Genomic DNA, 14,596 nt, shown 5'->3' with positions numbered 1-14,596 from the left:
GTCGCTACACCTGGTCCTCGCCGAGGACGTTCGCCTGGGCGAGTTCGACGCGGGAGCGGATCCCGAGCTTCCGGAAGATGTTCTGGAGGTGGTACCCGACCGTCCTCGGGCTCAGGAACAGTTGCGCGCCGATCTCGCGGTTGCTCGCTCCTTCCCTGGCCAGCCGCACCACCTGCAGCTCCTGCGGCGTCAGCTCCGTGGCCGGTCCGGCTGCAGTACTGCGGCGTGCGCTGCCGGCCGCTCTGAGTTCGCTCTCGGCCCGGCGGGTCCACGGTTCGGCCCTCAGCTGCTCGAAGGTGTTGAGCGCGGCGCGCAGCGGGCTCCGCGCCTCGGCGCGTCGACGTTGCCTCCGCAGCCATTCGCCGTACAGCAGTTGCGTGCGCGCACGATCGAACGGCCGCGACTGGCCGGTGCGGTCCGCTTCGTCGTGCAGTGCGAGCGCTTCGGAGTACAACCGGTCTGCTTCGTCCGCGTCGTCGGCCACCAGTGCGCGACACCGGGCGTCGAGGGCCCGCGCGCGGGCGAGACCGCTCGACGCCGCCCAGGCGCTCAGCTGCTCCAGATTGTCCTTGAGCTCGTCGACCCGCCCGAGCCGTGCCGCAGCCTCGACCAGATCGGGAGTGCGCAGGACCATCACCAAAGGGTGCTCGGCGGAGCCGTTCACGAAGGGCGGGGTCTGCTCCAAGGTCTCGGCGGGCCGGCCGAGACCGAGGTCCAGCAAGCTCAGCGCCCATCGGCCGAAGGCGACGCTCGGAGTGATCCCGCGGGCCTCGGCGTGACCCAACGCCGACGCCGCGAGCTCCCGGCAGGAGTCGGCCCGTCCGGCCACAGCATCAAGCCACGCGAGCAGAGCTTGGAAGTGACAGGTCCGGTTGGTCAGCCCGAGAGCGTTCGCCAGATCCAGTCCCTCCGTCGCGTTCGCCCTCGCGAACTGGTGACGGCCCACGAGTACGTCGAGAGTCGCAAGCACCTGCAGCGCCAGCACCAGGAGGTCCAGACGCCCTGTACTACGGCACCTCTGGACCGCAGCTTCGGCAGCCTCGATCGCAGCCGCGTCGTCGGCCGTCGCGATCGACGCCACGGCGCGCAGTACGAGTTCCAAGGGCTCTTGCTGCGCAGCAGGTCCTTCCTCAGTGTCATGCCCCATCGGCTGGGGGTGCAAGCCCGTCCCGGTCAGTCGCTCCAGCTGATCGGTGAGTTTCAGGACCGTGCGAACCAGCGAGGCACGGGAGCTGTGCGGCGGGAGAACGACGGCCGACAGCGCTTGCGCCACCCGGGCAGCCCGCTCCGGGTCGTTGCTGAACCAGGCGTTCTTCGCGGCGTCGACCAGCATCACCGCGGCCAGCTCCGGGTCCTCTTTGCCGACCTGCTCCCAGTCCGTCATCAGCAAGCGGTGCACGGTCCCCGGCTCGCCGCGATCGAAGGCGATGAGCGCCCGCAGGTGCCGGACGCGCGCCCGGGTCACCACACTTTCGGCCAGGTGCTCGGACTCGTCGGCCAGCGCCTCGGCCCGCACGGGATGACCGGCCCTGTTCGCTGCACCGGCGGCCGCGACCAGTCGACGTGCCCTGATCTCGACCAGGGAGGTCAACCGCGCGGCCTTCTCCAGCGCCACGGTCGCGGACGACGGGGCACCGCGCTGGAGGGCCCGCAGACCGCTGCGTTCCAGCTCGTCGGCGGCGACCTCGTCCGGACCGACGGCGGCTGCGGCCAGCTGCCACGCTCTCCGGTCCGGCTCGAACTCTGGATCGAGAGCCTCGGCGAGGGCCCGATGAGTGGACAGACGCTGACTCAACGACGCCGACCGGTAGACGGCCGCTCTGAGCAGCGGATGCCGGAAGACGACCCGCGGTCCGGCGATCGTCTCCTCGGCCCGTACCAGGCCGGACTGCACGGCGGTGTCGAGCGCCTCGATGCCGATGCCGAGCGGCCGTACGACGCGCAGCGCTGCCGCAAGATCGCCGGCGTCGTCCGCCGCCAGCGTCAGGAGGAGCCGGTACGTCGGCTCCTCGATCCGCGCCAGCTGGTTCGCGTAGTGCCGCAGGATGCACTCGGGCAGCGGCAGTGGACCGACCAACGGATCGATCCCTGCCCGTTGACGATCGGTCAGCGCACCGGGCAGTTCGCTCAGCGCGAGCGGGTTGCCTCCAGTCTCCCGGACGACCCGCTCGGCGACCTGCTGCGACAGCTCCGGGTGGCGGTCCGCCAGCATTTCACTCGCTGACTGCGCATCCACGCCCTGAAGCCGCAGCTCCACCGCGCCCGGCAGCGACACGGCATCCGAGGGACGTGTTGCCACAAGCAACATCAGGGACTCGTCCTGAATCCGATTGGCCAGCAGCGACAACGCGTCGACAGACTGCCGGTCCAGCCATTGGAGGTCGTCGACAAGGCAGACCAACGGCCGCTCGTTCGCCGACTCGGACAGCAGGGTCAGCGCACCGAGGGTGACCTGCAGCCGGTCGGTCGGCCGCAGCGGCATGAGTCCGAAGGCAGCACGGATGGCCGCGGACTGTGCGCTGGGCAGGTCACCGACCCGCGGTAGCAGCGGGCGGAGCAGCTGGTGAAGTGCGGCGTACGGCAGCTCCGACTCGCTCTGCAGACCGCTGGCGCGAAGCACGGTCGCACCGTGGGCACGCTCGGCCGCGAAATCCAGCAGCGCCGACTTGCCCACACCCGGATCCCCGGAGAGCAGCAACGCTCCCCCGCGGCCGGCCCGAGCCTCCGCCCAGAGCTGCTCGATCGCGCCCTGCTCCACTCCCCTGCCGTACAACATAGGTGAACGCTACGCTCCGCCGGCGGCCGGAACCTGCGGTGCACGACTGCCCTCAACCGCACGCACCACCGCATCCAGGCTCTGAGCACGGTCCGTGATCAGTCGCGCCGCCTGGGCATGAGCCAACCGACAGCCTGTCACCCGGAACTCCCTTCACGGACGCGGGAGCTTCCGAGCGTAGCCATCCGGATCGATCCTTGCATCTGTCATCCGACCTGGCTGCCCCCGCCACACGGCGGCGCCTCGGCGCCCGGTCATCCGGCGGATCCCGTACAGCGACCCGCTGCCTAGGCTGCGAACGTCCACACCCGCCCCTGACAACCGTCACATCGAATGGAAAGAGCAGTAGGTCATGAAGATGCGAGCGTTTCAGCAGGTCGAGTGGGGTGACGGGCCGGACGCCTGCGGTCTGGTCGAGGTCGATCGGCCGGTGCCCGCTCCGACCGAGATTCTGGTGAAGGTCGAGGCGGCCGGGGTGAACCCGGTCGATCACTACACCCGGCTGGGCGTGGCCTACAACCGCGTCCTGTCGCTGCCGTTCGTCAACGGCTGGGACGTGGCAGGCGTGGTCGAGGAGGTCGGGTACGGCGTCACGTTGTTCCGGCCCGGCGACCGGGTCTTCGGCATGCCGTGGTTCCCGCGACAGGCCGGTGGGTACGCCGAGTACGTCACCGCACCCTCGCGCCAGTTCGCCCTGCTGCCGGCGGGCCTGAGTTTCACCGAGGCCGCCGCGCTCCCCCTGGCCGGGCTGACAGCCTGGCAGATGCTGGTCGACGTCGGTCAGATCCAGGCCGGTCAGCGCGTCCTCGTCACCGCGGCGGCCGGCGGCGTGGGTCACCTGGCGGTGCAGATCGCGAAGGCCCACGGCGCCCACGTGATCGGCACGGCGCGTGCCGCCAAGCATCAGTTCCTCTACGACCTCGGAGTGGACGAGGCGATCGACTACACCACGACCGAGGTATCCGACGCGATCAAGGACATCGACGTACTCGTTCAGATGTTCGGTGGCGAGCAAGCGCTGCAGGCGATGCAGTGTCTGCGGCCCGGCGGCATCATGGTGAACAGCCAGGGCGCCTGGACGCCCGGAATGGGTCTGCGCGCGGCGGAGCTCGGGGTCCGCGCCACCGCCTTCCTGGTCGAGCCGGACGCCGCCGGACTCGAGAATCTGACCGAGCTGATCCAGTCCGGGGACCTGCGGGTCCATGTCGACCGCGAGCTTCCGCTGGCCGCCGCCCTCGAGGCGCACGAGCTGATGGCCACCGCGAGAACCAGCGGGAAGGTCGTCCTGACCATCGATCACGAGGAGACACGATGAGCACGTTCGTTCTGGTGCACGGCGCCTGGTACGGCGGCTGGTGCTGGGCGCACGTCGCACGGCAGCTGCGCGACGCGGGGCACGAGGTCTACACGCCCACACTGAGCGGGCTCGGCGAGCACGCGGGCCCCGGCGCCGCCAAGGTCGACCTGCGAACCCATGTCGGCGACGTCGCGAAGAGTCTGATCGAGCACGACCTCGAGGATGTCGTCCTGGTCGGTCACAGCTACGCGGGTCTGGTGGTGCGGGAGGTCGCGGACACCCTCTCCGACCGCGTCAGGGAACTCGTCCTGGTCGACGCCTGGGCCGGTGCCGACGGTGAGTCGCTGGACTCACTCGCCCCCGCCTTCTTCAAGGACTGGATCGATTCCGCGACGACCGACGGCCTGATCGCGGTTCCGCCGGCGAGCTCGGTCGGTGTCGTCGACCCGGAACTGGCGGCCTGGGTCGAGGCGCGGCTCCGACCGCAGCCGCGGCTGACCTTCTCGCAGCCCACCATGCTGCGCGGCGCCGTCGACAACATCCCCTGCCGCGCGATCGTCTGCACGCCCGGCGGACCCATGCCGTTCGCCGAGATCGCGAAGGGTTTCGGCTGGCCGATCGCGGAGATCGAGTCGGGCCACGACGTGATGACCCTGGCCCCGGACCAGCTCGCCGGGCTGTTGCTGAAATCGTGATCCAGGAAAGGACCCTGTGATGCGGATTCTGGTGACCGGCGCGACCGGGATGCTCGGCCGGGCCGTCGTGTCCGATCTGCTGGCCGACGGACACACCGTCGCGGCGATGAGCCGGCGCGTCCGTCGATGGCCGGGAGCCGAACCGGTCCTGGCGGATCTCGCGGAGGGAACCGGTCTGGACGAAGCGGTACGAGGCGCGCAGGCCGTCGTACATCTGGCATCGGCCCCGTACCAGCGGGGTTACACCGACGACGTCGAGATCGTCGGTACGCAGCGGCTCCTCACCGCCGCGGCGGGCGCCGGTGTGGAGCACTTCGTGTACACGTCGATCGTCGGAGCCGATCGCGTCCCGTGGGGGTACTTCAAGACCAAGGTCCGCGCGGAGGCCATCGTCCGGGATTCGCCTGTACCGTGGTCGATCCTGCGCTCGACCCAGTTCCACGACTTCGTCGACCAAGCCGTCACCGGGATGTCCCGGTGGCCTGTGATGGTCAGCGACCGCGGCATCGTCGGCCAGCCGATCGACGTCCGGGACGTGGCGCAGCGTCTCACTCGTCGTCTCACCGCCGGCCCGAGCACCGACGTCGAGGAGTGCGGTGGCCCCGAGGTCCTGGAATTCGACCAGCTGCTCCGGCAGTGGCAGGAGGTCCACGGCATCCGCAAGCCGATCCTGCACGTCCGCATCCCCGGCAGGCTGGGCAAGGGTTTCCGCAACGGCAGCGTCACCACCCCCGACCGAACCGGACGGATCACCTGGCAGCAGTACCTCACGAAGAAGGACTGAGGCACCCAGTCAGGCTGTCGGCAGCTCGGGCCCGTTGGCCGGGGCGCTGACGACGCGGTTCCGGCCGGTGTCCTTGGCGTGGTACATCGCCAGGTCGGCGGCCATCTGGAGTTCGTCGAGGCTGGTGCCGGACTCCGGGTACGTCGCGACGCCGATGGAACACGTGATCGTGTCGCACAGGACCGGGCCGCTGCCGGTGGTGACGGTGATCGACAGCGCGGCGACCCGACGCCGGATCCGCTCGGCGGTCAGGGCGGTGTCAGCCGCCGACGTCTGCGGGAGCAGGATCGCGAACTCCTCGCCGCCGAGCCGGCCGACCAGGTCGTTGTCGCGTACTTCGCTGCGCAGCTCGCCGGCCACCGCGTTCAGCGCCTCGTCACCGGCCAGGTGGCCGTACGTGTCGTTGACGGTCTTGAAGTGGTCGAGGTCGACGTACAGGACGCCGAGTGGGGAATTGGTGCGTTCGGCACCGGCGAACTCGCGGCGTGCGATCTCGTGCCAGAACGCGGCGTTCGCCAGCCCGGTCTTCGGATCGGTGCGGGACTCGGCCTGGAACTGGTCGACCAGGAGCGCCCGGTGCAGGCCGAGGATCGTCAGCAGCAGTACGGCGACCGTCCACGGCTGACTGAGCAGCAGCGCGGCGGTGGCCGCGCCGAGGCCGAGCGAGCCGGCGACGATGAGCTGATCCGACAGGCGTCCGAGGGCGTTGCGGCCCGGCGCGTCGGGGTTGGACAGCACGATCGCACCCGCGACCAGGACGTAGTTCACGAACCAGTAGGCCAGGCCGGCCGCGGCGACGGCGACCAGCCCGAGCGGACCGGACGGATAGCCCGGGTACACACCGGGGCGGATCGCGGCGAGAACGACGGCTCCCGCGGCGCCGGCCAGGACGAGGGTCGAGGCGGTGAAGACGGACCGGTACGGCGGGACTCGCCGTACGCGCAGCCAGGAGTGGACGTATGTGCTGAGGATCAGCACCACCGCCAGCGGTGGCGGCAGCAGGAGCACGCCCGCGAAGGTCCACATCCCCTTCAGATTGACGTACGGGATGCCCTCGGCGCCGACCTTCCGCAGCCGCTCGATGTCGCGGGCGGCTTCGAGATGGATCGCCGAGCCGCCGACGAGCACCAGCAGCCGGATCCAGTCACTGTGGGTCACCGCGACCAGGTCGAACGTCGTACCGACCACGGCCGCCGCGACGATCTCCACCGTGAGGAGATAGCCGAGAACGCTCCGGGGCTGAGACCATAACGTCCACCTGGCCGGGATCCAGGCACGGTCGTTGCGCCGGCGCAGGCGACGTTGCGCCAGCCGATGCCTGATACTCATGACAAGACCCCCGCCTCACAGTCGGTCCTTGTCACAGAGTAGCCGGGACATTCACACAATGTCACGGCACCCTGTCGAATGCCTCACTGCGCTCACACGCCAGGAGCCGGATTCCGCGGAAGGAGGCCGCCGCCATGCAGAACAACGACTGGTGACCATCAGGCGGGCTGTCGCGTAGCGCCGGCGTATCCGTACGCCGCACCCGCCGCGACCAGAATCCCGCAGATCCCGGCCGCCGCCACGACCACGGCGGGCGCCCATCGATCCGCCGCCACCCCGGCGGCCAGTACACCGATCCCCTGGGACACGATCAGCGCAGTGCGGGCCAGGCCGAACGCCTGGCCGCGCTGCGCGTCGGGGACATTCAGTACGAACGCCGCACTCGCGGCCAGCTGGTACGACGCGCACAGCCCGGAGACGAACCACAACCCGACCGTCACCCACAACCCGGGCTGGGCGAGACAACCGATCAGTGGTGCGCACGAACCGATCGCCAACGGCCCCATCAACGTGAGCCGGCGCGGTGGCGCGACACGGGTCAGCAACAGCATCCCGACCATCTGCCCGGCCGGATTGGCGGCGAGCAGCAGCCCGACAGCGGCCGGTCCGCCACCGACCACCGCGGCGTACGGTGCGGCGAGCCCTTCGACGCTCACGTAGAAGCCCGCGACGCAGGCCAGCGCGACCAGATAGCGGAGTCGCCGATCGCCCCAGACGAGCTGCGCGCCCGCTGACAGGGATGCCCACCAGCCCGCACGCGTCTCGGTCGTCTCCGGCAGCGGGCGTTCGCGGACACCGAGCCACAGCAGGACCGCGGACAGGCCGAAGGTGGCCGCATCGAGCAACAGCGCGTTTCCCGCTCCGAAGGCCGCGACCAGCGTGCCGCCGGTCACGAATCCGGCCAGCTGGGCCGCCTGCGCGGTGATGTTCGAGACCGAGCTGGCCAGCACGAAGCGGTCGCCGGTCAGGATCGACGGCAGCAGGGCCGCCCTGGCGGACTGGAACGGCGAGGCGAGCAGCTGTACCGCGATGAGCAGGATGCACAGGATCCACAGCGAAGCACCGGGAATCGCCATCGCGGCGACCAGCACCGCGCGGGCGATGTCGCAGTTGATCATGACCCGGCGGCGCGGGAACCGGTCGGCCAGTCCGGACAGCAGCGGACCGCCGGCGATGTCAGGCAGGAAGGTCAGCGCGTACGTCAGCGCCGACAACCCGGCCGAACCGGTCCGGTTGAAGACAAGTACCGCGAGCGCGACCCTCGCCAGCTGGTCCCCGATCACCGACCCGAGCTGCGCCAGCCACAGCCATCGGAACTCGGCGACACCGAAGACCTCACTGTAGGTCGCCGGGCGGTCAGCAGGATCAGTAGACGAAGCGTCAACGGGGCGGGGCACCAGCCAAAGCTACCCACGGACCATCCCAACCGCTCACCCCACGGTGCGCCCCGGCGCAAACCGCCGTCCCGGACTGCCCCGGCCGCGTCGAGGACCACCCTCGCGCGTCCCTCGCCGCAGGAACGTACCGTGGCTGGAATGAACGACCAGATCAGTTACGTCCACGCGCCCGGGAAGCACCGGTACGAGATCCGCGACGGCGAGACAGTGGCCGGCTTCACGCAGTACCGGCTCCCCGACGACGAGCACGTCGACTTCGTGCACACCGAGGTCGACGAGGCCTACAACGGCCGGGGCCTCGCCTCCGGTGTCGTCGGGTTCGCCCTCGCGGACGTGCGCGCGGCCGGCAAGCGGATCATCCCGCACTGCCCGTACGTCGCCGCCTGGATCAAGCGGCACCCCGGCGAGTACGACGACATCACCGACTGGCCCAGGCCCCGCGGCTGAGCCGACCGGCGCCGGTGGCGTGACTGGCTGTGGGTACTGGCGGGGAATGAGTGACAACGACCTGAAGCCGGATCCGCGGCAGCATCATCAGCCGAACAGCCACGTCCGCCGCTGGGGCGCGGTCTACGTCCTTCTCGTACTGTTCCTGGGCTCGTGGCTCGGGCACTTCTTCACCCAGCTGAGCGAGTTCCGGAGCGAGCAGAGCGAGCACGGTCAGGAATTCGCCTGGATGGACTACTGGATGACCTTCCTGGCGAGCACGTTCGAGAACTGGCAGAGCGAGTGGCTGCAGCTGGTCTTCCAGGCGATCCTGCTCCTCGGCGCCAAACACTTCCTGTTCCGTGTGGACGCCGAGGACATGGAACGTCTCGAGGCCAAGGTGGACCAGATCAACGAGCGGCTGGACGAGCGCAGCGGATCGGTTCGCTGACCGGCCGGCTCAGGACCTGTTGGTACGACGCTCGCGTTCGGCGGCCTCGGCAACGCGCTTGATGGTCGCCAGGCGCTTGTCCCAGTCCGCCGCAAGGGCCGACATCCAGCGTGCCGTCGCACTCAACGCGGCGGGCCGGACCGAGTAGAGCACCTCGCGACCCACCCGGCCGCCCGACACGAGACCGGCGGTGTCCAGGACCGCGAGGTGCTTCACCACCGCCTGACGTGACACCGGAAGCTGCTCCGCGAGCGTCGTCGCGGTCGCCTCGCCCCGCTCGGCGAGCAGGTCGAGGAGCTGGCGTCGCGTCGGATCGGCCAAGGCGGCCAGAACGCTGTCGACCGCCTCGGCAGCACCGGGACCGCTCGCAGTCACACGGACGACTCTTCGGCGCGCAGCTTCAGGGCGTCGAGCTCCAGCGGCCAGCCACCCGAGTTGTCCTTCGTCGCCTGATCGCGCACCTCCTGGGACGCGGCCAGCGACGCGAACCCGCTCTCCACGACGGACAGGCGCGTCTTCTCGCCCTCGGCCGTGAGCCTGAACTCGACCAAAGTGCTGTTGTCGTCCCGCAACTCCTGCCCGGGAAAGGCACTCGCCCAGCGGTACGCCAGGTACGTCGGCGGATCGACCTTCTCGACCCGCACCGGGAAGTCGCCGTACTCCGGGTTCTTCGCCAGCATCGTCTCGCCTTCTCTCGCCACGGTTCCGGGCAGAGTCGCCTTGTCGGCAACCCAGAATCCCGGCTCGGCGACCAGCGTCCACACCCGGTCGAGTGGTGCCTCGATCAGGACTTCCCGCTCGATGCGATCACTGCTCATCGTCAAGACTCCCTTGTGTTCCACAGTTCGTCGTCCTCCAAATGCGCAACCCCAGAGTTGCACATGTTTCCTCGACGTGCAACCAATGCGTTGCGCCTGGACTATTTCTGGAGTCTTGACAGAAATACCTGCTGCGGGTCAGAGTCGGGCATGCCCAAGGACGCCGCCGGACCGCTGCGCCTGCTCCGCGAGACCAATCAGGAGCGCGTGCTGACGGTGTTGCGGACCCAGGGCGTGCTGACCCGCGCGCAGCTCACCGAGCGGACCGGGCTGTCGCGTGCGACCCTGTCGTCGATCGTGCAGGACCTGCTGGCGGCGGACATGCTGACCGAGACGGCCGCCAATGCAGGCAAGGCCGGTAGCGAAGGGCACCGTGGTCGCGGCCGGCCGGTGAGCGGTCTCACCCTCAACCCGAAGGGCGGCCTCGCGCTCGGCATGGATCTCGGTCACCGTTTCGTCCAGGTGACCATCGCGAACGTCGCACACGAGATCGTCGCGTCGGGCGGCGTCACCTGCTCCGAGCGAGCCCCGTGGTCGAGACGGCTGGAGCTCGCCCTCGCTCTCGTGAGCGAACTCGCCACCCGTCATCAGCTCTCGCTGGCCGCCCTCGCCGGTATCGGCGTCGGCGTGGTCGGCCCGGTCTCCGAGACCGGCGGACATCGGCGGCCGAGCCGCGCCACCAGGATCGAGTTGGTCCGCGACGGCCTGACCGAACGCTTCGGTGTCCCGGTGTACGTCGACAACAACACCCGGCTCGCCGCCCTCGGCGAAGCGATCTGGGGCGCCGGCGCGGGGCTGGACAACGTCTTGTACCTGCGCCTCTCGTACGGCGTCGGCGGTGGCCTGGTGCTCGGCGGTCACCTGTTCTCCGGTGCGGGCGGCGCGGCCGGCGAGCTCGGCCATATCACCGTCGACCCGGCGGGACCCCGGTGCGCCTGCGGCGGCCGCGGCTGCCTGGAGCGCTACGTGTCGGTGGACGCGATCCTCGAACAGTGCGGGGTACGCCGTTTCGACGACGTACTGCACCGGCTGGCCGAGGGCGACCCCGCCGTACGGACGGTGATCTCGACAGCCGGCACCAGGATCGGTCAGGTCGTGGCCGCCGCCTGCAACACCGTCAACCCGGAGACCGTGGTGATCGGCGGCGAGCTGGCGCTGGCCGGCGCGCAACTGCTCGATCCCCTGCGCCAGGCGGTGCGACAGCACACCCACACAGAGGTCCGGCAGGGTCTCCGGATCGAGCCGGCCGCCCTCGGTCACGACGACGCTGCCCGCGGCGGCATCGCGCTGGTCCTCCGCCGCTCCCCCGTCCTGGCGGGCTACCCCGCCGCGCCCTCCGCCCCCGCACCGGTCGCCAGCCGAGACCAACTGCCGCACGTCCCCGACGCCCAGGAGATTTCGTGACCAGCACAGCGTGTATCGACATCCGCCGGACCTCGACCGGCCGGATCGATCCGATGATCTACGGCCACTTCCTCGAGTCCGCCTTCTTCGGCAACATCGAGGGCGGAGTGTTCGAGGAGGGTTCGCCGCTGTCGTACGACGGACCCGGCGCACGCAACGGTCTGCGCGGCGACGTGATCAAACTGTGCCGCGAGCTCGGACTGCCGATCGTCCGCTGGCCGGGCGGCAACTTCACGTCGCCGTACCGCTGGGAGGACGGTATCGGCCCGCGTGACCGGCGGCCCCGGCGGCTCGAGCTGGCCTGGGGCGAGGAGGAGTCCAACCGTTTCGGCACCGACGAATTCCTTGCCTGGTGCAACGAGGTCGGGACCGTGCCGTATCTCGCACACAGCTGCCGCAGCGTCGACGACGCGGTGCGCTGGGTGGAGTACACCAACTACGGCGGCGACACCGACTACACCCGGCAGCGTGCCCGCAACGGCCGCGCCGAGCCGTACGGCGTGAAGTACTGGGGACTGGGCAACGAGGTCTACGGCCCGTGGCAGATGGGGTACCGGAGCGCCGCCGCCTACGCGGCCGACGCGCGCGAGCACGCCCACTTCATGCATGCCGTGGATCCGTCGCTCAAATTCGTCGCGGTCGGTCTGACCGACGATCGCCAGGGGTGGACCGAGGAGGTGCTGAAGGCCGTCGGCGACCGCATCGACTACCTCTCGTTCCACCTGTACGGCTCCACCACCCAGCTCGTCGACGGCGCCGCGGAGTACGACGCGATCGTTGCCCAGTCGCAGTACTTCGAGAGCCGGATCCAGGAGTACTCCGCACTGGTGTCCGGGCTCGCGGCGCAGTACGGGCGTCAGCGCCCCCTCGGGCTGGCGCTCGACGAGTGGAACATCCGCCACGTCGAGCCCGCCGCCTGGCCCGCCCCGCTCCCCTCCGACGACGGCGGTACGGCGGACCGCGACGTGGACGGCCTTCCGACGGATCGCCGCCGCCGGGTGAACCGCTGGAGCCCCCGCACCCTTGCCGACGCCCTCTTCTACGCCGGGGTGTTCCACGCACTCCATCGCGCCGCCGCGCTCGACGTACCGGTCACGATGGCCAACACGGTCAACCTGCTCAACGCCAACGGCGTCGTCGTCGCGCGACCCGGCGGCGCGGTGCGGGCGGCGACGTACCACGTCTGGGACCTGTACCAGAACCATCTCGGGCCGGTCGCCCTCGACGTCGACGTACGGTCGCCGGCCCGGCTGGCGGCTGTGCGACAGGGCGACGAACGCGATCATCGGGGCGAGTACCAGGTGCGCTCGGCGACCATCGCCGACCTCGACGTGTCCGCGACCCAGGACGGTACGTCGCTCAAGGTCGCCGTGATCAACCGCCACCGGGACGCGACCATCGGCGCCCAACTGATGCTGGACGGACGCAGCGACGCGTTGCCGACGCGGGCCGCGGTCAAGGACCTCGGCGCCGACGTCGACGACGTTCTCGCGTCCAACAGTCTCAGCACCCCGGACCGGGTGGCGCTCCGGGACCGAGGCGTCGTCGACGTCGCGGACCGCGTCTACGACTTCCCGCCGCACAGCATCACACTGCTGACCCTCGACCTGTCCTGAGAACGGTCAAGCCCGCCAGCCCGACTCCGACGGCTGCGGCCGGGAGCCCCGCCCCTCGAGGATGGTCTCGCGGGGCACCACGCCGCAGCGGCCGGCCCACTCGTGATACGCCGCGACCAGCTCGGCGACCACAGCCGGTTCCGCGGCTGCCCGGTCGTCCAGCTCGGTCCGGTCGGCGCTCACGTCGTACAACTGCCACTCGCCCGGGTACTTGCGGACGAGTTTCCAGCGACCACGGCGGACCGCGGCGTTGCCCTCGTGCTCGAAGTACAACGTGTGCCCCGGGCCGTCACCGCCCCGCCACGCGTCCAGCATCGAGGCACCCTCGACCGGCGGCGCGTCCGCCGGATGCTCCACGCCGGTGATCTCCAGCACGGTGGCCATGATGTCGGGCAGCTGATGCGGTACGTGCGCGATCGTCTGCGGCTCGAGCGCGGACGGCCAGCGGACCACGAACGGCGTGGCGATGCCGCCTTCGTGCACCCAGTGCTTGTACTCGCGGAACGGCGTGTTCGACAGATTCGCCCAGGGCCTGCCGTACGACGAGAACGTGTCCTGGCCGCCCGGCGTCCGATCGGGCTCGTTGCCCCGCCGTACCCGCCGGCCGTCGCGCGTCCGCTCCCGCAGATAGAGCGGGGCGCCTGGCAGCTCGTCCACCCAGGCAGGCAGCAGGTCCTCGGCGCACCCACCGTTGTCGGACAGGAACATCACTACGGTGTCGTCCGTCCGGCCAAGCGCGTCGACGGCGTCCAGGATCCGGCCGATACCGGCGTCCATCACCTCCACCTGCGCGGCGTACACCTCCATCCGGCGGGCGTGCCAGTCCTGGTCGGGCGTGTCGTTCCACGCGGGCACCTCGGGGTCCCGCTCGCTCATGGTCCACCGCGGATCGAGGATGCCCTCCTCGATCAGTCTGCGGTGGCGCTCGACGCGCAGCACGTCCCAGCCCTCGTCGTAACGGCCCTGGTACTTCGCCACCGCTTCCGCCGGCGCGTGCAGTGGCCAGTGCGGAGCGGTGAACGCGACATAGAGGAAGAACGGATCGTCCGGACGTTGCAGGCCGTGCTCGGTGCAGAACCCGACTGCGGCGTCGCTGATCGCGTTCGTGTAGTAGAAGTCGTCCGGGAGGTCCGTCACCGGCGTCTCGCCGGCGTAGAGCGAGAACGGGTCGTAGTAGTCCGAGGCGCCGATGATCGTGCCGAAGAACCGGTCGAAGCCGCGCCGCGTCGGCCAGGTGTCGTCGGGCTGCCGCAGTTGCCCGGTGAGGTGCCACTTGCCGCTCAGGTACGTCGCATAGCCGGCGGACCGCAGTACCTCGGCCATCGTCGGACACCCCTGATCGAGTGTGCCCGGGTAGCCGTACGGCCGGTCGTCGTCGGTGAGGATGCCGATGCCGGTCTGGTGCGGGTGCACACCGGTGAGCAGCGACGCGCGGGACGGTGAGCAGCGCGCGGTGTTGTAGAACTGCGACATCCGGACGCCGTCACGGGCCAGGCGGTCCAGGTTCGGCGTCGCGATCTCCCCGCCGTAACAGCCGAGGTCCGAGAAGCCCATGTCGTCGGCGAGAATCACGATCACGTTCGGGCGCTGGCTCATGGGAGTC

The 14,596-nt window shown here is 70.0% G+C and carries 13 protein-coding genes; 7 read left to right on the top strand and 6 right to left on the bottom strand.

What is annotated here, in order from left to right; all coding sequences use genetic code 11:
- Nucleotides 1-4: 4 nt before the first annotated feature.
- A complete protein-coding gene (locus BJY22_RS21110) occupies nucleotides 5-2,776 on the bottom strand; it encodes a helix-turn-helix transcriptional regulator (protein ID WP_167209339.1) in 2,772 nt (923 codons plus the stop codon).
- A gap of 352 nt (nucleotides 2,777-3,128) precedes the next feature.
- Here BJY22_RS21110 and BJY22_RS21105 point away from each other — a divergent pair, with 352 nt between their 5' ends.
- From BJY22_RS21105 to BJY22_RS21095, 3 genes are read left to right on the top strand one after another with little or no spacing between them, the layout of a single operon-like run.
- Nucleotides 3,129-4,091 (top strand): NADP-dependent oxidoreductase, encoded by a 963-nt coding sequence (locus tag BJY22_RS21105; RefSeq protein ID WP_238350417.1) that lies wholly within the window; start codon nucleotides 3,129-3,131, stop codon nucleotides 4,089-4,091.
- On the top strand, nucleotides 4,088-4,768 hold the full coding sequence (locus BJY22_RS21100; protein WP_167209336.1) for an alpha/beta fold hydrolase: 681 nt from the start codon (nucleotides 4,088-4,090) through the stop codon (nucleotides 4,766-4,768). Before BJY22_RS21105 ends, BJY22_RS21100 begins: the two co-directional genes overlap by 4 nt.
- Before the next feature lie 19 nt (nucleotides 4,769-4,787).
- Entirely contained in the window at nucleotides 4,788-5,552 is a 765-nt protein-coding gene (locus BJY22_RS21095; protein WP_202891200.1) for an SDR family oxidoreductase, read from the top strand.
- A gap of 9 nt (nucleotides 5,553-5,561) precedes the next feature.
- On the opposite strand, the gene BJY22_RS21090 is transcribed toward BJY22_RS21095, so the two are convergent.
- Nucleotides 5,562-6,881: a GGDEF domain-containing protein gene (locus BJY22_RS21090; protein WP_167209334.1), complete on the bottom strand. Its 1,320-nt coding sequence runs from the start codon at nucleotides 6,879-6,881 to the stop codon at nucleotides 5,562-5,564.
- 158 nt (nucleotides 6,882-7,039) lie between these two features.
- Entirely contained in the window at nucleotides 7,040-8,278 is a 1,239-nt protein-coding gene (locus tag BJY22_RS21085; protein WP_167209332.1) for an MFS transporter, read from the bottom strand.
- Here BJY22_RS21085 and BJY22_RS43005 point away from each other — a divergent pair.
- Nucleotides 8,174-8,725, top strand: coding sequence for a GNAT family N-acetyltransferase (locus tag BJY22_RS43005; protein WP_337759833.1), 552 nt, complete (start codon nucleotides 8,174-8,176; stop codon nucleotides 8,723-8,725). The two genes, BJY22_RS21085 and BJY22_RS43005, sit on opposite strands and share 105 nt — an antisense overlap.
- A gap of 46 nt (nucleotides 8,726-8,771) precedes the next feature.
- Nucleotides 8,772-9,155 carry a DUF6766 family protein gene (locus BJY22_RS21075; protein WP_167209329.1) on the top strand — a complete coding sequence of 128 codons (384 nt, stop codon included), beginning with the start codon at nucleotides 8,772-8,774 and terminating at the stop codon, nucleotides 9,153-9,155.
- A gap of 9 nt (nucleotides 9,156-9,164) precedes the next feature.
- Here BJY22_RS21075 and BJY22_RS21070 read toward each other — a convergent pair whose 3' ends face one another.
- Together BJY22_RS21070 and BJY22_RS21065 are read right to left on the bottom strand one after the other, a co-directional pair.
- Nucleotides 9,165-9,530 carry a metalloregulator ArsR/SmtB family transcription factor gene (locus BJY22_RS21070; RefSeq protein ID WP_167209327.1) on the bottom strand — a complete coding sequence of 122 codons (366 nt, stop codon included), beginning with the start codon at nucleotides 9,528-9,530 and terminating at the stop codon, nucleotides 9,165-9,167.
- Complete coding sequence (locus BJY22_RS21065) at nucleotides 9,527-9,973, bottom strand: SRPBCC domain-containing protein (RefSeq protein ID WP_167209325.1); 447 nt, start codon at nucleotides 9,971-9,973, stop codon at nucleotides 9,527-9,529. The genes BJY22_RS21070 and BJY22_RS21065 overlap by 4 nt, the downstream gene beginning before the upstream one ends.
- A 150-nt stretch (nucleotides 9,974-10,123) precedes the next feature.
- Between BJY22_RS21065 and BJY22_RS21060 the strand changes: the two genes are divergently transcribed.
- Complete coding sequence (locus tag BJY22_RS21060; protein ID WP_167209323.1) at nucleotides 10,124-11,377, top strand: ROK family transcriptional regulator; 1,254 nt, start codon at nucleotides 10,124-10,126, stop codon at nucleotides 11,375-11,377.
- The gene (locus BJY22_RS21055; RefSeq protein WP_337758855.1) at nucleotides 11,374-12,993 is read left to right on the top strand and encodes an alpha-L-arabinofuranosidase C-terminal domain-containing protein; all 1,620 of its coding nucleotides are present in this window, start codon (nucleotides 11,374-11,376) and stop codon (nucleotides 12,991-12,993) included. The genes BJY22_RS21060 and BJY22_RS21055 overlap by 4 nt, the downstream gene beginning before the upstream one ends.
- A gap of 6 nt (nucleotides 12,994-12,999) precedes the next feature.
- Here the strand turns inward: BJY22_RS21055 and BJY22_RS21050 are convergent, their stop codons facing one another.
- A complete protein-coding gene (locus tag BJY22_RS21050; protein WP_167209321.1) occupies nucleotides 13,000-14,589 on the bottom strand; it encodes an arylsulfatase in 1,590 nt (529 codons plus the stop codon).
- Nucleotides 14,590-14,596: the final 7 nt, after the last annotated feature.

This window comes from Kribbella shirazensis (genome assembly GCF_011761605.1).
Taxonomy (GTDB): Bacteria; Actinomycetota; Actinomycetes; order Propionibacteriales; family Kribbellaceae; genus Kribbella; species Kribbella shirazensis.
This window is presented reverse-complemented; position numbering and strand designations above follow the sequence as displayed.

What these genes read in the sequence shown, in the direction of transcription:
- BJY22_RS21065 (WP_167209325.1), bottom strand. Translation starts at nt 9,973, where the DNA reads ATGAGCAGTGATCGCATCGAGCGGGAAGTCCTGATCGAGGCACCACTC.
- BJY22_RS21105 (WP_238350417.1), top strand. Translation starts at nt 3,129, where the DNA reads ATGAAGATGCGAGCGTTTCAGCAGGTCGAGTGGGGTGACGGGCCGGAC.
- BJY22_RS21090 (WP_167209334.1), bottom strand. Translation starts at nt 6,881, where the DNA reads ATGAGTATCAGGCATCGGCTGGCGCAACGTCGCCTGCGCCGGCGCAAC.
- BJY22_RS21075 (WP_167209329.1), top strand. Translation starts at nt 8,772, where the DNA reads ATGAGTGACAACGACCTGAAGCCGGATCCGCGGCAGCATCATCAGCCG.
- BJY22_RS21050 (WP_167209321.1), bottom strand. Translation starts at nt 14,589, where the DNA reads ATGAGCCAGCGCCCGAACGTGATCGTGATTCTCGCCGACGACATGGGC.
- BJY22_RS21100 (WP_167209336.1), top strand. Translation starts at nt 4,088, where the DNA reads ATGAGCACGTTCGTTCTGGTGCACGGCGCCTGGTACGGCGGCTGGTGC.
- BJY22_RS21095 (WP_202891200.1), top strand. Translation starts at nt 4,788, where the DNA reads ATGCGGATTCTGGTGACCGGCGCGACCGGGATGCTCGGCCGGGCCGTC.
- BJY22_RS21110 (WP_167209339.1), bottom strand. Translation starts at nt 2,776, where the DNA reads ATGTTGTACGGCAGGGGAGTGGAGCAGGGCGCGATCGAGCAGCTCTGG.
- BJY22_RS21060 (WP_167209323.1), top strand. Translation starts at nt 10,124, where the DNA reads ATGCCCAAGGACGCCGCCGGACCGCTGCGCCTGCTCCGCGAGACCAAT.